The following is a 20,670-nucleotide window of genomic DNA, read 5'->3' as shown; positions in this document are numbered from 1 at the left end:
GGGCATGCTGGAGAGCCGGGGATTGTTTACGCATCCGGGAATCCGACCGGCGTTGTCAGTGGCTCCCCCTAGTCTGAGAAAGCACGGGGGCCTCGCCCCTGTCACTTCTCTCAAGAAAGGTGCGGACCGGCGTGGCCGACCGTCTCATCGTCCGTGGCGCGCGCGAGCACAACCTGAAGAACGTCTCGCTCGACCTGCCTCGCGACTCGCTCATCGTCTTCACGGGCCTGTCCGGGTCGGGCAAGTCCTCCCTGGCCTTCGACACCATCTTCGCCGAGGGCCAGCGGCGCTACGTGGAGTCGCTCTCCTCGTACGCCCGCCAGTTCCTCGGTCAGATGGACAAGCCCGACGTCGACTTCATCGAGGGCCTCTCGCCCGCGGTCTCCATCGACCAGAAGTCGACCTCGCGCAACCCGCGCTCGACGGTCGGCACCATCACCGAGGTCTACGACTATCTGCGACTGCTCTTCGCGCGCATCGGCAAGCCGCACTGCCCCGAGTGCGGCCGTCCGATCTCGCGCCAGTCGCCGCAGGCCATCGTCGACAAGGTCCTGGAGCTGCCGGAGGGGAGCCGCTTCCAGGTGCTGTCGCCGCTCGTCCGTGAGCGCAAGGGCGAGTTCGTCGACCTCTTCGCCGATCTCCAGACCAAGGGCTACTCCCGCGCGCGCGTCGACGGCGAGACGATCCAGCTCTCCAACCCGCCCACGCTGAAGAAGCAGGAGAAGCACACCATCGAGGTGGTCATCGACCGCCTCACGGTGAAGGACTCCGCCAAGCGTCGCCTCACCGACTCCGTGGAGACCGCGCTCGGCCTGTCCGGCGGCATGGTCGTGCTCGACTTCGTCGACCTCGCCGAGGACGACCCGGAGCGCGAGCGCATGTACTCGGAGCACCTGTACTGCGCGTACGACGACCTGTCCTTCGAGGAGATGGAGCCCCGTTCCTTCTCCTTCAACTCTCCCTTCGGCGCCTGCCCGGACTGCACGGGTATCGGCACGCGCATGGAGGTCGACCCGGAGCTGATCGTCCCGGACGAGGACAAGTCCCTCGACGAGGGCGCCATCCACCCCTGGTCGCACGGCCACACCAAGGACTACTTCGGCCGCCTGATCGGTGCCCTCGCGGACGCCCTGGGGTTCCGTACGGACATCCCCTTCGCCGGCCTGCCGCAGCGCGCCAAGAAGGCACTGCTCCACGGCCACAAGACGCAGATCGAGGTCCGGTACCGCAACCGCTACGGACGCGAGCGTGTGTACACCACGCCCTTCGAGGGCGCCGTCCCGTTCATCAAGCGCCGGCACAGCGAGTCCGAGAGCGACGCCAGCCGGGAGCGCTTCGAGGGCTACATGCGCGAGGTCCCCTGCCCGACCTGTGAGGGCACACGCCTCAAGCCGGTGGTCCTCGCGGTCACGATCATGGAGAAGTCGATCGCCGAGGTCTCCGGGATGTCCATCAGCGACTGCGCGGACTTCCTGGGCCGGCTGAAGCTGAGCGCCCGCGACAAGAAGATCGCCGAGCGTGTGCTCAAGGAGGTCAACGAGCGGCTGAGGTTCCTGGTCGACGTCGGCCTGGACTACCTCTCGCTGAACCGCGCGGCCGGCACCCTCTCCGGCGGCGAGGCCCAGCGCATCCGTCTCGCCACCCAGATCGGCTCCGGCCTGGTCGGCGTCCTGTACGTCCTCGACGAGCCGTCCATCGGCCTGCACCAGCGCGACAACCACCGGCTCATCGAGACCCTGGTCCGGCTGCGCGACATGGGCAACACGCTGATCGTCGTCGAGCACGACGAGGACACCATCAAGGTCGCCGACTGGATCGTCGACATCGGCCCCGGCGCGGGCGAGCACGGCGGCAAGGTCGTGCACAGCGGCTCCCTGAAGGAGCTGCTCGCCAACCCCGAGTCGATGACCGGCCAGTACCTGTCCGGCAAGAAGGCCATTCCGCTGCCCGACGTCCGGCGCCCGCAGGACCCGTCCCGCCGGCTCACGGTGCACGGCGCCCGCGAGAACAACCTCCAGGACATCGACGTGTCCTTCCCGCTGGGCGTGTTCACGGCGGTCACGGGCGTGTCCGGGTCCGGCAAGTCGACGCTGGTCAACGACATCCTGTACACGCACCTGGCCCGTGAGCTCAACGGCGCCCGGAGCGTTCCGGGGCGGCACACGCGCGTGGACGGCGACGACCTCGTCGACAAGGTCGTCCACGTCGACCAGTCGCCCATCGGCCGTACGCCCCGGTCCAACCCGGCGACGTACACCGGCGTCTTCGACCACGTCCGCAAGCTGTTCGCCGAGACCACCGAGGCGAAGATCCGCGGCTACCTGCCCGGCCGCTTCTCCTTCAACGTCAAGGGCGGCCGCTGCGAGAACTGCGCGGGCGACGGCACGATCAAGATCGAGATGAACTTCCTTCCGGACGTGTACGTCCCGTGCGAGGTCTGCCACGGTGCCCGGTACAACCGGGAGACCCTGGACGTCCACTACAAGGGCAAGTCCATCGCCGACATCCTGAACATGCCGATCGAGGAGGCGATGCACTTCTTCGAGGCCGTGCCCGCGATCTCCCGCCACCTGAAGACGCTCAACGACGTCGGTCTCGGCTACGTCCGTCTCGGCCAGTCCGCGACCACCCTCTCCGGTGGCGAGGCCCAGCGGGTGAAGCTCGCCAGTGAGCTCCAGAAGCGCTCCACCGGCCGTACGGTCTACGTCCTGGACGAGCCGACCACCGGTCTGCACTTCGAGGACATCAGCAAGCTGCTCACCGTCCTGGCCGGTCTCGTCGACAAGGGCAACACGGTCATCGTCATCGAGCACAACCTCGACGTGATCAAGACCGCCGACTGGGTCGTCGACATGGGTCCCGAGGGTGGCGCCGGCGGCGGCCTGGTCGTCGCCGAGGGCACGCCCGAGCAGGTCGCCGGCGTACCGGCCAGCCACACCGGCAAGTTCCTCCGCGAGATCCTCGACTCCGACCGGATCAGCGACGCGGACCCGGTGAAGGCCCCGCGCAAGACGGCCGTCAGGAAGGCGGCGGCCAAGAAGGCGGTGGCGGCCACATCGGCGGTGAGGAAGACGGCGACGGCCAGGACGACCACCACGACGGCCGAGGACGTCGACACCACCGCGGCCAAGAAGGCGACGGCGGCCAAGAAGGCGACCGCGGCCACGAAGAAGGCCGCGCCGGCGAAGAAGACGACCCGGGCCCGCAAGGCCTGACAAGGAGAGCCGAACAGACGGGGAGAGCCTGACACCGACGGGGGAGCTGGGCCAGGGGTCACCTGGAGGGGACCGCTGCGGGGCGCGGACAAGCACCCGCAGCGGTCCGCGTCCGCCCTCCTCCAGGGTGGACCGCCCCCATGCGTTCTTGCCCCGCCCCTGCGCTTACGCCATCGTGACCTTGGCGGAACGGCCCGTGACGACGCGGGCACGCCCCGCTGATGACCACGGAGGGGGAGCCGGTGATGGAACCTGATATTCCGGCAGCTCGGGGCGGGCCGTTGGAACCACGGGCGGCACGGCCTGCCGACGTCACCTGGCACCGGCTCCAGGACCAGCTGAACTGGTTCGACCGGAAGAGCGGTCTCGCCCAACGCCGCTTCAAACAGCTGAAGTTGGCCACACTGATGCTGGCGGCCGGTCTTCCGGTGACCGTCGCCGCCTCCGCGCCCAACTGGATCCCGGCGTTGATGGGCGCCCTCGTCGCGGTCATCGAGGGCGCACAGCAACTGTTCAAGTTCCAGGAGAACTGGATCAACTACCGGTCCGTGTGTGAGGGTCTGCGCCGCGAGCACTACCTGTACCTGGCGCGGGCGGGGCACTACGGCGAAACGGCCGACGTCGACACCCTGCTGGCCGAGATGGTGGAGCGGATCATCGGACAGGAAACCACCCACTGGGTGGAACGGGAGGCCACATGATCATCGTCTTTACCGGTCGGCGTCCCTCAGGGCCGGACGGAGTGTTCCCCGATACGGCCGTGGACTGGCTGGAGGAGCGTCTGAAGCTCCTCATCGCCGGACTCCGGCCGCGGCTCGTCGTGGGTTCCGCCGCCGCGGGCACCGACCTGCTCGCCGCCGGGGCGGCACTGCGCGCCGGTATCCCGGTCGAACTCCTGGTCACCGAGGACCCCGAGGAGTTCGTGAGCGCCTCAGTCGCCGACAAGGGGCCGCGATGGGAGGAGCGCTTTCGCACGCTGACCGCGCAGACGAAGGCCGCCGTGATCCCCGTACCGGGAGCGGGGGCCGACGACGACGGATTCCGCGCCGTCAACCAGGCGATCCTGAGCCACGCCCGCGACAGCATGCGCGACCCGGTCCAGGCAGCGGACGCGCCCGAGGAGCTCGTGGTGGTCGCGGTGACCGAGGGGCCTCGCGCGGGAGAGGACCACACCGAGTCCCTCGCCCGGTCCGCCGAAGCCCTCGGCCACCTGGTGCTGCGCCTCGACCCCTCCCAGATCCAGCCCGAGGCGCCGACCGCGTTCGTCGCCATGCCGTACGGCGTCAAGGCCGACTCCACACGGGACCTCAAGCGGTTCGAGGCGGACCAGTCCTGGCACCGGGTGGTCGTACCCGCCCTCCTCGACAGCGGATACCGGCCGATCCGCACGGATCTGGAAGCCGGCCTGAAGAGCATCGACGCGCGCATGCTGCACAGCATCAACACCGCCGACCTCTTCGTGGCCGACCTCGCCACGCTCAACCCCAACGTCCTGTGGGAACTGGGCGTGCGACACGCCTGGCGGCCCCACGCCACCCTCCTGATGGCGCCGAACTGGGTCACACCGCCCTTCGACCTGGGGCATTCCACCATCCAGCGCTACGAGCGGGGAATGAAGAAGGTCAGCGATCGGCAGGCGGTCACCGCCATTCGAAAGCTCAAGGCCGCGCTGAGCGCGACGCAGCGGGGGGACGACAGCCCGGTGTGGGCGGTGTTCCCGGCGCTGGAGCCCGTACAACTGCCTCCCGACGCCGATGTGGAGCTCTTCTCGCGGCTCACGCGCTACAGCGAGGAGATCAACCTCGCGGCGGCACTGCGTGACTCCGGGAAACTGCTCGACCTCGCCGACCAGGTACGGGCGGACGGACTACCCGACAGCAACTGCCGCGACCAGCTGGAGCAGATCGGGCTGGCCCTCGTGAAACTGGGCAGCTTCGATGAGGGGCGCAGGCTGCTCGAGCCGCTGGCCGCGGCCGACGTCTCCTTCGGCCGGATCCGCATGCAGCAGGGATACGCCCTCACACTGATCCACCGTGACGGAACGCCCGAGGAGCGGCTGAAGTACCTGAAGGACGGCGAGCGCAGGTTACTGCTGCTCGACCGCCACCATCCCGGCTCCTCCGAAACCTGGGGACTGCTCGGCAGTGCGGCCAAACGGGCTTTCGAGCTCGCCTTCCGGCTTGCGGAGGAGAACGCCCCTTCCCACCTGGACCGCGCCATCGAGGCCTATCGCAAGGGCATGGAGGCCGATCCCGGCGACTACTACCCGGGGATCAACGCCCTTGCCCTGGTACGAGTGAGGGGGCAGCACTTCGACGGCGGCCAGGACGACGTGGCGCTGGCGGAGTCCCTGCTCCCGGTGGTCCGGTTCGCCGTCGAGCGCCGGCCGGTCGGCCCGAACGACACCTGGGAGCACGCGACGCTGGCCGAACTCGCCCTGCATCAGCACCTGTTGGACAAGGGTATGGCTTCGGAACCGCCCGTCGAGGCACTGCGCCACTACACCTTCGCGGCCCATTCCGCCGACGGCGCCGAACTTGCCTCCATACGCCGCCAACTCGAGTTCCTCATGGCGGTGGGAGACCCGCCCGAGGTGATTGCACCGCTGCTCGCGGCCATCCCCGCACCCGCCGAAGGGAACGCCCTGTGACATACGGGACCACCGAGCCGTACGTGATGGTGAGTTTCTCCAGCCGGGACGCGGCACAGGTCGACGAACTCCTGGCCGAACTCGACCGGCAGGGCGTGCGCCACTTCGAGTACCGGCGCGACATCCGGCACGGGGCGGACATCCTCGGCACGGTCCGGAACGCGATCGAACAGTCCTCACATGTGGTGATCTACCTGTCGCCGGCCAGCCTCGAGTCCCCATGGGTGTGGCTGGAGGTCGGAATGGCCTTCGGGCGGGAGAAGACACTGGTCTTCGTCCTCGACGAGGCGCTGACCTCCATGCCGATGCCGTTCGACGGCCTGCGACACGTCACGGGCCCGAGCGAGTACGCCCGGTTCGTGCGGGAACTGGTCGAGAGCGGGAAGGCGGGCGGCCCCGACTTCCCGCCGGGCTCCGTCGAAGAGGCGGCCCGGGACAAGCTGTACTACCACCCGGGAGGGTGGGTGAGAGCCGTCAGGCTCTGGGGCGCCGAGGACGTGTACTTCACCGAGGACCGGGTGCGGGTCGAGTACGAGCACGTTCCCCTGGCCATCCCGCCGGAACTCGCGCAGGCCCGGGACCGCACGATCGAAGCCAAGAAGAAGCGCGCGGAAGCCATCGGCCAGGTGTTCTTCGACGGCCCGAACACACGCCTGCTGGACTTCCGCGCCTCACCGGTCGACGAATCGTCGGCACTGGAGGTTCCGGCGCTCACGCTCCGGCTCGGCCCCGTGGGCTGGTACGACTACGAAGGGCTCGACGAGGCGTTCAGAGAGACGCAGGGCGACTCGCCCCCGCTCCACGTGTACCGGTACTACCTGAAGCTCGACGCTCTGATCAGGGACGGTGACGTCTCGGGCAGTCGGCTGTCCAACATCATGGACAACGCGGTGACGATCGTGACGGAGGACGGCCATGTCCTCTACGGCGAGCGGTCCCGGCGAGTCACCTACCCCGGCGGCCTCACCTGTGCCGTGGCGGAGAACCTCAACCGGTACCTGGACGACGCGGATCCGCGGACCGGGCGGCTCCTCAATCCGCTTCCCTCGGCGGCGGACGGCCTCCCCGAGAACGCCCTCGACGGGTCCTACGTGCCGACGGGCGTTCCCAGCCCCTTCGCCGCCGCCCGACGCGGCCTGTCCAGCGAGGTCTCGCCGCGCCTCGACGGGCTCTACCCGCCCTCCGCGCTCAAGGTCACCGGTCTCGCGTTCGGCTTCGACATCCTCCACCCGAGCCTGCTGTTCTGCGTGTTCGTCCCGGCGTCGCGCGACGAGATCCTCGCGATGCGCGCGCAGGAGCCGGGCGACGAGGCGTACGAGCAGGTCCTGCGGAGCGTCCCGGCGGACCGGAACAGCCCCGAGACCGCCCGGGTCCTCAACCTCGACAACTGGGCGGAGGGCGGCAAGGCCTCACTCGTCCGGGCGCTCGAACTGATCCACGCGGTCCGGCGCCGGCGCGGGTGCTCCTTCGCCGATGCCTTCCAGCTGCTGCTCGACGAGTAGCGGACCGCCGGGGCATCACCCGGGGTGCTCCGTCCCACGGAACGGCCGGCGTCTCAGGCCAGTTCCGCCGTGTAGGGCGGCTCCGCCCCCGCGCGCGAGCAGGTGATCGCCGCCGCCCGCGCGGCGAACCTCAGCAACCGCGCCCAGCCGTCCGCGCCCAGGCCGGCGAGCGCCTCCGGGGACAGGGCGTCACGGTCGGCCAGGCCGTGCAACAGGGCGGCGTTCACGGTGTCGCCGGCGCCGATCGTGTCGACGACGTCGACCTTCTCGCCCGGCACCGCGTGCACCGCGCCGTCCCTGGTGAAGGCCGTCATCCCGTCGCCGCCCTGGGTGATCACGACGGCCGAGGGCCCCGCGGCCAGCCACTCGCGCGGGGTACCGCCCAGCCACAGCGCGTCCTCCTCGGAGAGCTTGAGCAGGGAGACCGACGGCAGCCAGCTCTTGAAGCGCGCCCGGTAGGCGTCCGCGTCGGGGATCAGCCCCGCCCGGATGTTCGGGTCGAGCGCGGTGAACACGCCCCGCGCGGACGCGCTCCGCATCAGCTCCTCGTAGGCGCTCGCGCCCGGTTCCAGGACGAGTGAGCACGTCCCGAACGAGACCGCCCGGGCCCCCGCGGGAAGCTCCGCGGGCGCTGTGAACAGCCGGTCCGCGGTGCCGTCGACGTAGAAGGAGTAGGCGGCCGAACCGTGCGTGTCGATCGTGGCGACCGCGAGGGTGGTCGGCTCCGTGCCACGCTGTACGGCCGTCACGTCCACCCCCGCCGCCCGCAGCCCGTCGAGCAGCGCCTCGCCGAAGGCGTCGTACGAGACCCGGGAGCAGAAGGCCGTGGGGGAGCCGAGGCGGCCCAGGGCCAGGGCCGTGTTGTACGGGCCGCCGCCGAGCGCCGGCTTCAGGCCCGCGAGGGCGCCCGTGCCCTGCGGTACCAGGTCGATCAATGCCTCTCCGGCGACGACGATCACGCGACGGTTCCTCTCTTGGACTGCGAGGGCTGCTGGGGCTGCTGGGGTTGCGCGGACCGAGGGGGTTGCAAGGGCTGCTGAGGGTTCTGCGAAAGCTGGTGAGCGGACTGTGACGGCTGACGGAGCTGCGAGCCCTGCGCCGCCGACGGCCCCGCCTCGTCGTCGCAGCCGCACGAGGCGCGGTGGACGAAGGTGCAGGCGAGCCGCACGGTCCGGGCCGGCCGGTCCGGCGTGGCGAGACGCTCCAGGAGCACATGGAACGCCCGGGCGCCGATCTCCTTGCCGGGCTGGGCGATCGCGGTGAGCCGCGGTGTGAACAGGTCGGCCCAGGTGAAGTCGTCGAAGCAGCACAGGGCGATGTCGTCCGGCACGGACAGGCCGTGCTCCCGCAGAGCGCGCAGGGCGCCGATGGTCATCGCGTTGTTCGCGGTGACGAGCGCGGTGGGCGGCGCGGCGAGGGACAGCAGGGCCGCGGTGGCCCGTTCGCCGCCGTCCGACCCGGAGTCGCCGTGCACGACGAGGCGTTCGTCGTAGGGAAACCCGGCGGCGGCCAGGCCGTGCCGGTACCCGGTGATCCGTTCGCCGGTGGTGCTCAGCCCGGCCCGGCCCGCGATCAGGGCGATCCGCCGATGGCCGAGCCCGGCGAGATGGGTGACCAGCTGGGCCGTCGGCTCGGCGCTGTCGGCGCAGACCTGGTCGAAGCGCGGTGCGCGGTCCTCGGGGAAGTCGATCACCCGGTCGAGGAACACGGCCGGTACGTCGTGACGCGTGAGGTAGGCGACGAGTTCCCGCGGTTCGGCGGAGGGCGCGACGATCATGCCGTCCACCCGCCGTTCGTGCAGGAGCTGGACGACCTTGAGCTCGTGCTCCGGATCGTCGTGCGGGTCGGCGATGAGCAGGCCGTAGCCGTGCTCCAGGGCGGCGGCCTCGACCCCCTGGAGGATGTCCGTGAAGTACGGGTTGCTGATCGCCGACACCGCGAGGCCGACGGACCGGGTGCGGGAGGTCACCAGGGAGCGGGCGAGGGTGTTGGGCGTGTAGCCGAGCTCCGCCACGGCGTCCAGCACGGCCTGGCGGGTGTGCGGCAGGACCGGCCGGGTGTCGTTCAGGACGTGCGAAACGGTCGCGACGGACACGCCGGCGCTGCGTGCGACGTCGGCCATGGTCGGCATGGGGTCCTCCTCCCGGAACGGCAGCGGCCGAAGCAGCAGCAGAGAAGACGGCAGCGGTAGCGGCACCGGGAACGTATCGCATACCAGCCCGCACGTAAACGCTTGCGCAAACGCTTACGTGCGGTCACCGACCCCGGCCCAGGGAGTCACTCCCAGTCCCACCCGATCCCCACGATCCCCGACCGCACCCGGGGTTCGACGAGGTGCACGGAGTGATGCCGGCCGGTCAGGGCCAGCTCCTGGCGCCCGCTGCGCGGCGCCGCCGCCGAATGCTGGGCGAACCGGTGGCAGCGCACCGGCAGCGCGTGTTTGTCGAAGCGGACCTGGAGCGCGTACTGGCCGCCCGCCGGCCCGAACCCGCGGACGCACTCCCGTGACACACCGGCCGTGCCGTCCTCGACGCCGTAACGGAAGAGGAACGTGTCGCCGGCCCGCAGCCGCGTGTCGAAAAGCAGCTCGGCCACGAGCACCCCGGTGTCGTGGTCGCAACGCACGCGTCCCGTCCGGCAGTTCTCCACGGCGTGGACGGTCATGCGCTCCGGAGCGCACCCCGGGTCGCCGTGGTGGACGGCCACGAAGCGGTCGACGCCGTCCCGGTGGGCGCGCACGATGTGGTGCGACTCGCGCCCCGCCAGCTCGCGGCGCCCGCCGATCCGTACCCGCTCGTGGTGCCCGACGGTGTGCAGCCCGCCGTCGAGCGGCGATCCCAGCTCCGCCAGCAGGTGTTCCAGGACGCCGGAGGCCTCGACGAGGGAACGGTAGGAGCGTGCCGCGGGCCGCTCTGCGGCCGGGTCCTCGTCGGTGTGGGCGAGCAGCCGGATCAGGGACTCCTCCGGCAGCTGGAGGATCTCCTCCAGCGCCCGTACGGCCCGCAGCGACTCCGGGCGCTGCGGGCGCCGGGCGCCCTGTTGCCAGTAACTGAGACTCGTCACGCCGACCTTGACCCCGTGGCGCGACAGATGGTGCTGCACGCGCTGCAGCGGCAGCCCGCGGGCGGCGATCGCGGCGCGCAGCGCGACATGGAAGGGCCCGACACGCAGGGCCGAGTCCAGTTCCGCGGTGGCGACGTCCGCGTGCTGTGTGGCGTGCGGCATGCAGGGGCCTTTCTGTGAATGTTCACAACGGCTGGTCAGACCGTTCGCGGGAGTCGGGGCCCCCGATCCGGCGCCGGGGTCTTCACATCCGTACGCCGACGTTCAGGGCCCGAGTTCCCCCGCATTGAAGCGTGTTGACCAAGCCCCGACAACACCTGATGCCCAACCGCGGTGCACACCTGGCCGACTTCGCGCGGCGACGGACCTGGGCGGGATTCCGCTCGTGCGACCGGACTCCTGGGGCCGGCCGTCTCCATGAGCCCGGTCACACATGTGGACGAGTTCCGGCGGAGCCCGGAAACCGGAAGGAAGCCCGCCCGCACCGCCCCGGCCCACCGGGCGCGCCTGCCAGAAGGCCACCGACGGCGACCGAGGCCGACGACGGCTACCGCCGCGTACCGGCGCTTCCCGGTTCTCCCCTCCCGGAGTCCCCGTGAGGGCGTCGGACCGTCGTCCACAGGCTCGCCGCGCTGTCAGCCCCCGCCAGTAGGGTGTGAGACATGGCCGACCCCTCCAGCTACCGCCCCAAGCCGGGACAGATCCCGGACTCTCCCGGGGTGTACAGGTTCCGTGACGAGCACCGCAGGGTGATCTACGTCGGAAAGGCGAAGAGCCTGCGCCAGCGCCTGGCGAACTACTTCCAGGATCTGGCGGGCCTGCACCCCCGCACCCGCACCATGGTCACCACGGCCGCGTCCGTGGAATGGACGGTGGTGTCCACGGAGGTCGAGGCCCTCCAGCTGGAGTACTCCTGGATCAAGGAGTACGACCCCCGGTTCAACGTCAAGTACCGCGACGACAAGAGCTACCCGTACCTCGCGGTGACGATGAACGAGGAGTTCCCGCGCGTCCAGGTGATGCGCGGTCACAAGAAGAAGGGCGTGCGCTACTTCGGGCCGTACGGCCACGCGTGGGCGATCCGCGACACCGTCGACCTCCTGCTGCGCGTCTTCCCGGTCCGCACCTGCTCGGCCGGCGTCTTCAAGAACGCCGCCCGTACCGGCCGCCCCTGCCTGCTCGGCTACATCGGCAAGTGCTCCGCACCCTGCGTCGACCGCGTCTCGGCCGAGGAGCACCGCGAACTCGCCGACGAGTTCTGCGACTTCATGGCCGGCCGCACGGGCACGTATCTGCGCCGCCTGGAGAAGCAGATGACGGCGGCGGCCGAGGAGATGGAGTACGAGCGGGCGGCCCGCCTGCGCGACGACATCGGGGCCCTGAAGAAGGCCATGGAGAAGAGCGCGGTCGTGCTCGCCGACGCGACCGACGCCGACCTCATCGCGGTCGCCGAGGACGAGCTGGAAGCAGCCGTGCAGATCTTCCACGTCCGCGGCGGCCGCGTGCGCGGCCAGCGCGGCTGGGTCACCGACAAGGTCGAGGAGATCACCACCGGAGCCCTGGTCGAGCACGCCCTCCAGCAGCTCTACGGCGAGGAGACCGGCGACTCGGTCCCCAAGGAGGTCCTGGTCCCGGCCCTGCCCGACCCGGTGGAGCCGGTCCAGGAGTGGCTGACCGTGCGCCGGGGGTCCAACGTGTCGCTGCGCATCCCGCAGCGCGGCGACAAGAAGGCCCTCATGGAGACGGTGCAGCGCAACGCGCTCCAGACGCTCGCCCTGCACAAGACCAAGCGCGCCTCCGACCTGACCACGCGCTCGCGCGCGCTGGAGGAGATCGCCGACGCCCTGGGCCTGGACAGCGCCCCGCTCAGGATCGAGTGCTACGACATCTCGCACCTCCAGGGCGACGACGTCGTGGCCTCCATGGTCGTCTTCGAGGACGGGCTCCAGCGCAAGAGCGAGTACCGCCGCTTCCAGATCAAGGGCTTCGAGGGGCAGGACGACGTCCGCTCCATGCACGAGGTGCTCACCCGCCGCTTCCGGCGCTACCTCGCAGAGAAGGAGCGGACGGGGGAGTGGACGGACGGCGAGGACGCCCTCGATGACGGCCTGGACGGCACCGTCCTCCAGGACGGCAACGGCCTCAAGGACGACGACGGCCGGCCCAAGCGCTTCGCCTACCCGCCCCAGCTCGTCGTCGTCGACGGCGGGCAGCCGCAGGTGGCCGCCGCCAAGAAGGCCCTCGACGAGCTCGGCATCGACGACATCGCCGTCTGCGGCCTGGCCAAACGCCTGGAGGAGGTCTGGCTGCCGGACGACGACGACCCGGTGGTCCTGCCCCGCAGCAGCGAGGGCCTCTACCTCCTCCAGCGCGTCCGCGACGAGGCCCACCGCTTCGCCATCACCTACCAGCGCGCCAAGCGCGCCAAGCGCTTCCGCGCGAGCCCTCTGGACGAGGTCCCCGGGCTCGGGGATGCGCGCAAGCAGGCAGTGCTGAAGCATTTCGGTTCGTTGAAGAAACTGCGATCCGCCACCATCGACCAGATCTGTGAGGTTCCCGGCATAGGCCGCAAGACGGCCGAGACGATCGCCGTGACCCTCGCCCGGACGGCTCCGGCCACGCCGGCGGTGAACACGGCGACTGGAGAGATCATGGAAGAGGAACCCGACACCATGGGTTCCGGTGGGGAGCCCGTGGCGACGGGCGCCCCGGACGAACGACGGGGGCAGGAGACATGAATGTGAACGAGCACGACGTGCAACCAGGCCAAGCCGGAGACGGAGCACAAGTGAGTACGGGCACGCCCAACGAGACGGCCGCGGTCCCGGACGCGGCCATCCCCGAGCTGGTGATCATCTCCGGTATGTCCGGAGCCGGTCGCTCCACGGCCGCCAAATGTCTGGAGGACCTCGGCTGGTTCGTCGTCGACAACCTTCCGCCCGCGCTGATCCCCACCATGGTGGAGCTCGGCGCCCGCTCCCAGGGCAACGTGGCGCGGATCGCGGTCGTCGTCGACGTACGTGGCCGCCGCTTCTTCGACAACCTCCGCGAGTCCCTGGCCGACCTCGACAGCAGGCAGGTCACCCGGCGGATCGTCTTCCTGGAGTCCTCCGACGACGCCCTGGTGCGCCGTTTCGAGTCGGTGCGCCGCCCGCACCCCCTCCAAGGCGACGGCCGCATCGTCGACGGCATCGCCGCCGAGCGGGAGCTGCTGCGCGAGCTGCGCGGCGACGCCGACCTGGTGATCGACACCTCCAGCCTGAACGTGCACGAGCTGCGCGCCAAGATGGACGCCCAGTTCGCGGGCGAGGAGGAGCCCGAGCTGCGGGCCACCGTCATGTCCTTCGGCTTCAAGTACGGCCTCCCGGTCGACGCCGACCTGGTCGCGGACATGCGCTTCCTGCCCAACCCGCACTGGGTCCCGGAGCTGCGCCCCTTCACCGGCCTCAACGAGGAGGTCGCCGCGTACATCTTCAACCAGCCCGGTGCCAAGGAGTTCCTCGACCGGTACGCCGAACTGCTCAGGCTCATCGCGGCCGGCTACCGCCGTGAGGGCAAGCGGTACGTGACCATCGCCATCGGCTGCACGGGTGGCAAACACCGATCGGTCGCGACCTCGGAGAAGCTGGCCGCGCGCCTCGCGGCCGAGGGCGTGGAGACGGTGGTCGTGCACCGGGACATGGGACGGGAATGACGGGACGTACTCCCCGGCTGAGCAAACTGCGCCGGGCCGTGCCCGAGGGCCGCGCGAGCCGGCCCGTCGAGGCCCGTGGCGCCAAGCCGCGCCGCCGTGGCGCCCAGCCCAAGGTGGTCGCCCTCGGCGGCGGCATGGGCCTGTCGGCCTCGCTGGCCGCACTGCGCCGGATCACCGGTGACCTCACCGCCGTCGTCACCGTGGCCGACGACGGCGGCTCCAGCGGACGCCTGCGCGACGAGCTGGGCGTGCTGCCGCCCGGCGACCTGCGCAAGGCCCTGGCCGCACTGTGCGGCGACGACGAATGGGGCCAGACCTGGGCCCGGGTCATCCAGCACCGCTTCCAGTCCAAGGGCGACCTGCACGAACACGCGGTCGGCAATTTGCTGATCGTCGCCCTGTGGGAGCAGCTCGGCGACCACGTCCAGGCTCTCGACCTGGTCGGCAGGCTGCTGGGCGCGCACGGGCGCGTGCTGCCCATGTCCGCCGTACCGCTGGAGCTCCAGGCCCTGGTCAAGGGCCACGACCCGGACCGGCCCGACGACGTCGACACCGTGCGGGGCCAGGCGACCGTCGCGCTCACGCCCGGCGAGGTGCAGTCCGTGCACGTGGTGCCGCACGACCCGCCAGCGGTGCCGGAGGCGGTGGCGGCCGTCCTCGACGCGGACTGGGTGGTCCTCGGCCCCGGCTCCTGGTTCTCCTCGGTGATCCCGCACCTGCTCGTGCCCGATCTCCTGGACGCGGTCACCCAGACGAAGGCGCGCCGGGTGCTCTCCTTGAACCTCGCCCCGCAGCCGGGAGAAACCGATGGCTTCTCCCCGCAGCGTCATTTGGAGGTTTTGGGACGACACGCCCCTAAACTCGCCCTGGACGTGGTGCTGGCCGACGAGGCCGCCGTGCCCGACCGCGAAATGCTCACCGAGGCCGCCAAGCGGCTCGGTGCCGCGGTCGAGCTGGCCCCGGTCGCCCGGAGTGACGGAACTCCTCGGCACGACCCGGAGCTGTTGGCCGCCGCGTACGACCGTATTTTTCGGATGCATGGAAGGATCGGCCCATGGCGATGACGGCAGCGGTGAAGGACGAGATTTCCCGGCTCCCCGTCACCCGTACCTGCTGCAGGAAGGCGGAGGTCTCCGCCGTTCTGCGGTTCGCCGGCGGCCTCCACCTGGTGAGCGGGCGCATCGTGATCGAGGCGGAGCTGGACACCGCGATGGCGGCCCGCCGCCTCAAGCGGGACATCCTGGAGATCTTCGGCCACAGCTCCGAATTGATCGTGATGGCGCCCGGCGGACTGCGCCGCGGCTCGCGCTACGTGGTGCGGGTGGTCGCCGGCGGTGACCAGCTGGCCCGGCAGACCGGCCTGGTCGACGGCCGTGGCCGCCCGATCCGCGGCCTGCCCCCGCAGGTCGTCTCCGGCGCCACGTGCGACGCGGAGGCCGCCTGGCGCGGAGCCTTCCTGGCGCACGGCTCGCTCACCGAGCCGGGCCGCTCCTCCTCGCTGGAGGTGACGTGCCCCGGCCCCGAGGCCGCGCTCGCCCTGGTCGGAGCCGCCCGCCGCCTGTCGATCGCGGCGAAGGCCCGAGAGGTACGGGGAGTGGACCGGGTCGTCGTCCGTGACGGTGACGCGATCGGCGCCCTGCTGACCCGGCTCGGCGCCCACGAGTCGGTCCTGGCCTGGGAGGAGCGCCGGATGCGCCGCGAGGTGCGTGCCACGGCGAACCGTCTCGCCAACTTCGACGACGCCAACCTGCGCCGCTCCGCGCGCGCGGCCGTCGCCGCCGGGGCCCGTGTCCAGCGTGCCCTGGAAATCCTCGCCGACGACGTGCCCGAGCACCTCGCCGCCGCCGGCCGGCTGCGCATGGACCACAAGCAGGCCTCGCTGGAGGAGCTGGGGGCGCTCGCCGACCCGCCGCTGACCAAGGACGCCGTGGCCGGCCGGATCCGCCGCCTGCTGGCGATGGCCGACAAGCGGGCCCAGGACCTCGGCATCCCCGGCACGGAGTCCAGCATCACCGAGGAGATGGCGGACAACCTCGTGGGGTGATGTGCGCGGTACGTACAACACGCCGGTGCCGACGCCCACTTGGGTGATCGGCACCGGCTTTTGCGTGTCGTTGAGGCCCCCTTGACTGGATCGTGGACTGACATGAGCCTGGCATCTGTTCGCCGACGTGGCGAACCACTGCTAGGGGGGTTCATGAGACGAAAAGCGAGACCGATCCTCGCTGTTGGCGCGCTCCTGCTGGGCGGTGCGGGAATCGCACCCATCGCCCAGGCCGCAGGGAGCGAAGGCTCTCCCGATCCAAGCGAGGTCAAGGTCTTCCGCGCCGACGTCACGCAGAAGCAGGTACCCCTGCTGCTGGCGGCCGGCCAGGACGGCCACGAACTGAGTGAAGTGGTACCCGAGAAGGGCGAGGCCACGGTCGAGGTCTACCTCACAGACCAGCAGGCCGAGAAGCTCGAGGACCAGGGTGTCGGCCTCACCGAGCACAAGCTGTCCGCCAGGGCGGAGAACCGCGTCGAGGCGGCCGCCGAGGGTGTGTTCCGCCCGTACAGCGGAAAGGGCGGCCTGAAGGAGGAGATCGTCAGGGCCGGCCAGGAGAACCCGGACCTCACCAAGGTCGTCTCCATCGGCAAGACGGTCAACGGCCAGGACATCCTGGCCCTGAAGATGACCAAGGGCGCGAAGAAGGCGAAGGACGGCTCCAAGCCGTCCGTCCTGTACCTGTCCAACCAGCACGCGCGCGAGTGGATCACGCCGGAGATGACCCGCCGGCTGATGCACCACTATCTGGACGGCTACAAGACGGACAAGAAGATCAAGAAGCTCGTCGACTCGACCGAGCTGTGGTTCGTCCTGTCGGCCAACCCCGACGGGTACGACTACACCTTCCAGAACTCCGACAACCGTCTGTGGCGCAAGAACCTGCGCGACAACAACGGCGACGGGGCCATCACCACCGGCGACGGCGTCGACCTGAACCGCAACTTCTCCTACAAGTGGGGCTACGACGACGAGGGTTCGTCCCCCAACCCCACCAGCCAGACCTACCGCGGCGCCGCCCCGGGCTCAGAGCCCGAGACCCAGGCCCTGGACGCCTTCCAGAAGCGGATCGGCTTCACGTACGGCATCAACTACCACTCCGCCGCCCAACTCCTTCTCTACGGAGTCGGCTGGCAGGTCGCCACCTCCACTCCGGACGACGTGCTCTACGAGGCGCTCGCCGGCACCCCGGAGAACCCCGCGGTCCCGGGCTACCACCCGCAGGTCTCCTCGGAGCTGTACACCACCAACGGCGAGGCGGACGGCCACGCGGCCAACGTCAACGGCATGGCGATGTTCACCCCCGAGATGTCGACCTGCCAGACCGTCTCGGACCTCGATCCGAACGACGCCTGGAACGCGAAGGACTGCCAGTCGGTCTTCAACTTCCCCGACGACGAAAAGCTGATCCAGCAGGAGTTCGCCAAGAACATCCCGTTCGCGCTCTCCCTCGCCGAGACCGCCGCCAAGCCCGACCAGCCGAAGTCCGCGGCCGGCCTGAGCGCCGCCGACTTCACTCCGGCCGCCTTCCCGACGTCGTACTCGCGCGGAGCGGACCAGGAGATCTCGGTCGTCGTACGGAAGTCCGTGCGCGACAAGGAGCTCAAGTACCGCGTCAACGGCGGCCGTACGTGGGACATGGCGCTCAAGGCATGGAAGGGCGGCGAGACGTACGGCGGTGAGGACAACCTCTACTTCGACGAGTACCGGGCCAAGGCCAAGGACGGCGAGCCCGGCGACAAGGTCGAGGTGTGGTTCACCGGCGAGACGAAGAGCGGGAAGGCCGTCTCCAGCGAGCGCTTCACCTACACCATCGCCGAACGCCCCAGGGCGGACACGCTCGTGGTCGCCGAGGAGGGCGCGGCCGCCACGCAGGCGCAGACCTACGTCGACGCGCTGAAGGCCAACGGCCACAAGGCGCTGGTGTGGGACGTCGCCACCCAGGGCGCGCCCGACGCGCTCGGCGTGCTGAGCCACTTCGACACCGTCGTCCACTACACCGGCGCGAGCACCCCGGGCGTCGCCACCCAGCTGCAGCTGCGTGCCTTCCTGAACGAGGGCGGCAAGCTGGTCGAGGCGGGCGAGCTGGCCGGCGGCAGCGTCGACCTCGGCGGCGGCACCCTGTCGAACGACTTCAGCCAGTACTACCTGGGTGCCTACACGCGTACGTCGACCTCCGGGGCCACCGGCTTCACCGGGTCCGGCAAGCTCGGCGGCTTCACCGGCGCGCTCGGCCCCGCGGCCGGCAACCCGCTGGACCGGGCCGGGACGTACGGCGTGACGTCCGACGAGCTGCCTGCGGACACCTACCCGCAGTTCGCGAGTGCGGGCGCGGGTCAGTTCGCCGGGACGGCCAATCCGTACGGGCCGTACGCAGGCTCCTTCATGGCCGCCGCCGTCCACACCGACGACGCCTACAAGCGGCTCACCCGGACCGTAGACCTCACCGGGGTGAGCGCGGCCGACACGCCCACCCTGCGCACCCGGCTGCTGTGGGACACCGAGCCCGGCTACGACAACGTGCTGGTCGAGGCCCACACCACCGGGGCCGGCGACTGGACCACGCTCCCGGAGGCGGGCGGTGCCACCGGCACCGCCGTGCCCGCGGAGTGCGAGGCCGGGTACTACGTGGGCGAGCACCCCCAGCTCGAGCACTACCTGACCGTGGCGTCCGACGCCTGCACCGCGACCGGTACCACCGGCGCGTGGAACGCCCTCACCGGCTCCTCCGGCGGCTGGCGGCAGGTGAACTTCGACCTGAGCGCCTACGCCGGCAAGTCGGTCGAGGTCTCGATCAGCTACGTCACCGACCCGGGCAGCGGCGGCCGTGGCGTCCTCGCCGACGAGGCCTCGCTGGTCGTCGGCGGCACCGCCACCCAGACCGAGGGCTTCGAGACGTCGCTGGGCGTCTGGAGCGTGTCCGGACCGCCCGCGGGCAGCCCGGCCGTCCTCAAGGACTGGGCACGCACCGGGGCGCTCTTCCAGACATACGGAGCAGTCACCACGGACGACACCGTGCTGCTGGGCTTCGGCCTGGAACACGTCACCTCGGCGGCCGAGCGGACGACTCTGATGAGGAAGGCACTCGCGGCCCTCGAGGGGTGAACCCACCCGGTCAACCGCGTGTGATCCTTCGTGATCAGATCGGGTGATCCGGACTTCGGGCCGGGGCGGTCCGTACCCCTACTGGTGGGTACGGACCGCACTGCCGTGTATGGGCCATCTCGATGTCACCCCGCAGGGCTCAGGGGGGTAGGGTCGTAGGCGGTCGGGGACATCCCATACAGCTCGCCGGATTCGAACCCGGCGTACCAACGAGGAGATCGGTTTCGTGACGATCCGCGTAGGCATCAACGGCTTTGGCCGCATCGGTCGTAACTACTTCCGCGCGCTGCTGGAGCAGGGTGCTGACATCGAGATCGTGGCTGTCAACGACCTGGGTGACACCGCGACCACCGCTCACCTGCTCAAGTACGACACCATCCTGGGCCGCCTGAAGGCCGAGGTGTCGCACACCGCCGACACGATCACCGTCGACGGCAGGACGATCAAGGTTCTCTCCGAGCGCAACCCCGCCGACATCCCCTGGGGCGACCTCGGCGTCGACATCGTCATCGAGTCGACCGGCATCTTCACCAAGAAGGCCGACGCCGAGAAGCACATCACCGGCGGTGCCAAGAAGGTCCTCATCTCGGCTCCGGCCAAGGACGAGGACATCACCATCGTGATGGGCGTCAACCAGGACAAGTACGACGCGGCGAACCACCACGTCATCTCCAACGCCTCCTGCACCACCAACTGTGTGGCGCCGATGGCGAAGGTTCTCGACGAGAACTTCGGCATCGTCAAGGGCCTGATGACGACGGTCCACGCGTACACGAACGACCAGCGCATCCTGGACTTCCCGCACTCGGACCTGCGCCGCGCCCGCGCCGCCGCCGAGAACATCATCCCGACCACGACGGGTGCCGCCAAGGCCACCGCCCTGGTGCTCCCGCAGCTCAAGGGCAAGCTGGACGGCATCGCAATGCGCGTCCCGGTTCCGACCGGCTCGGCCACCGACCTGGTCGTGACGCTGCAGCGCGAGGTCACCAAGGACGAGGTCAACGCCGCGTTCAAGAAGGCCTCCGACGACGGCGACCTCAAGGGCTTCCTGACCTACACCGAGGACCCGATCGTCTCCTCGGACATCGTCGGCGACCCGGCCTCCTGCACCTTCGACTCCTCCCTGACCATGGTCCAGGAGGGCAACTCGGTGAAGATCCTCGGCTGGTACGACAACGAGTGGGGTTACTCCAACCGCCTCGTCGACCTGACGGTCTTCGTCGGCAACCAGCTCTGATCGACAGAGCAGGCACCTTGATGTGAGAGCAGGGCTCGGGGGGGGGGGGGGGGGGGGGGCCAAACCCCCCCCCCCCCCCACCCCACCCCCCCCCCCCCCCCCCGACCCCCCCCCCCCCCCCCCCCCCCCCCCCCCCCCAAAACACCCCCACAACCCCCCC

Annotated in this window: 13 protein-coding genes; 10 read left to right on the top strand and 3 right to left on the bottom strand. The window is 70.2% G+C overall.

From position 1 onward, the window contains the following. Positions 1-131: 131 nt before the first annotated feature. The 4 genes from uvrA (at position 132) to ACZ5XS_RS37075 (ending at position 7,367) form a co-directional block, all read left to right on the top strand. Positions 132-3,215, top strand: coding sequence for an excinuclease ABC subunit UvrA (gene uvrA, locus ACZ5XS_RS37090; RefSeq protein WP_468658951.1), 3,084 nt, complete (start codon positions 132-134; stop codon positions 3,213-3,215). Positions 3,216-3,436: 221 nt separating this feature from the next. Further along, positions 3,437-3,916 carry a DUF4231 domain-containing protein gene (locus ACZ5XS_RS37085; protein WP_468658949.1) on the top strand — a complete coding sequence of 160 codons (480 nt, stop codon included), beginning with the start codon at positions 3,437-3,439 and terminating at the stop codon, positions 3,914-3,916. Then, positions 3,913-5,865 (top strand): TRAFs-binding domain-containing protein, encoded by a 1,953-nt coding sequence (locus tag ACZ5XS_RS37080; RefSeq protein WP_468658947.1) that lies wholly within the window; start codon positions 3,913-3,915, stop codon positions 5,863-5,865. Before ACZ5XS_RS37085 ends, ACZ5XS_RS37080 begins: the two co-directional genes overlap by 4 nt. Further along, a complete protein-coding gene (locus tag ACZ5XS_RS37075; RefSeq protein WP_468658945.1) occupies positions 5,862-7,367 on the top strand; it encodes a toll/interleukin-1 receptor domain-containing protein in 1,506 nt (501 codons plus the stop codon). Before ACZ5XS_RS37080 ends, ACZ5XS_RS37075 begins: the two co-directional genes overlap by 4 nt. Positions 7,368-7,420: 53 nt before the next feature. Here ACZ5XS_RS37075 and ACZ5XS_RS37070 read toward each other — a convergent pair whose 3' ends face one another. From ACZ5XS_RS37070 to ACZ5XS_RS37060, 3 genes are all read right to left on the bottom strand, one after another. Next, complete coding sequence (locus ACZ5XS_RS37070; protein WP_468658944.1) at positions 7,421-8,326, bottom strand: carbohydrate kinase family protein; 906 nt, start codon at positions 8,324-8,326, stop codon at positions 7,421-7,423. Then, the gene (locus tag ACZ5XS_RS37065; protein ID WP_468658942.1) at positions 8,323-9,498 is read right to left on the bottom strand and encodes a LacI family DNA-binding transcriptional regulator; all 1,176 of its coding nucleotides are present in this window, start codon (positions 9,496-9,498) and stop codon (positions 8,323-8,325) included. The genes ACZ5XS_RS37070 and ACZ5XS_RS37065 overlap by 4 nt, the downstream gene beginning before the upstream one ends. 146 nt (positions 9,499-9,644) lie before the next feature. Further along, complete coding sequence (locus ACZ5XS_RS37060) at positions 9,645-10,592, bottom strand: hypothetical protein (protein WP_468658940.1); 948 nt, start codon at positions 10,590-10,592, stop codon at positions 9,645-9,647. A gap of 500 nt (positions 10,593-11,092) precedes the next feature. Between ACZ5XS_RS37060 and uvrC the strand changes: the two genes are divergently transcribed. The 6 genes from uvrC (at position 11,093) to gap (ending at position 20,510) form a co-directional block, all read left to right on the top strand. Beyond that, the gene (gene uvrC / locus ACZ5XS_RS37055) at positions 11,093-13,168 is read left to right on the top strand and encodes an excinuclease ABC subunit UvrC (protein ID WP_468658939.1); all 2,076 of its coding nucleotides are present in this window, start codon (positions 11,093-11,095) and stop codon (positions 13,166-13,168) included. Continuing rightward, complete coding sequence (gene rapZ / locus ACZ5XS_RS37050) at positions 13,165-14,124, top strand: RNase adapter RapZ (protein WP_468658937.1); 960 nt, start codon at positions 13,165-13,167, stop codon at positions 14,122-14,124. Before uvrC ends, rapZ begins: the two co-directional genes overlap by 4 nt. Continuing rightward, on the top strand, positions 14,121-15,188 hold the full coding sequence (locus ACZ5XS_RS37045) for a gluconeogenesis factor YvcK family protein (protein WP_468658935.1): 1,068 nt from the start codon (positions 14,121-14,123) through the stop codon (positions 15,186-15,188). Before rapZ ends, ACZ5XS_RS37045 begins: the two co-directional genes overlap by 4 nt. Beyond that, entirely contained in the window at positions 15,179-16,168 is a 990-nt protein-coding gene (whiA, locus tag ACZ5XS_RS37040) for a DNA-binding protein WhiA (protein ID WP_217235683.1), read from the top strand. Before ACZ5XS_RS37045 ends, whiA begins: the two co-directional genes overlap by 10 nt. 153 nt (positions 16,169-16,321) lie before the next feature. After that, positions 16,322-19,273: a M14 family metallopeptidase gene (locus ACZ5XS_RS37035; RefSeq protein ID WP_468658933.1), complete on the top strand. Its 2,952-nt coding sequence runs from the start codon at positions 16,322-16,324 to the stop codon at positions 19,271-19,273. Between the two features lie 226 nt (positions 19,274-19,499). Then, positions 19,500-20,510, top strand: a complete 1,011-nt coding sequence (gene gap / locus ACZ5XS_RS37030) for a type I glyceraldehyde-3-phosphate dehydrogenase (protein ID WP_468658931.1) — start codon at positions 19,500-19,502, stop codon at positions 20,508-20,510. Positions 20,511-20,670: the final 160 nt, after the last annotated feature.

It is taken from the genome of Streptomyces sp. NPDC033131 (assembly GCF_055578365.1).
Note: the sequence above shows the minus strand (reverse complement) of the source record. Positions and strands in the feature narration are given on the sequence as shown.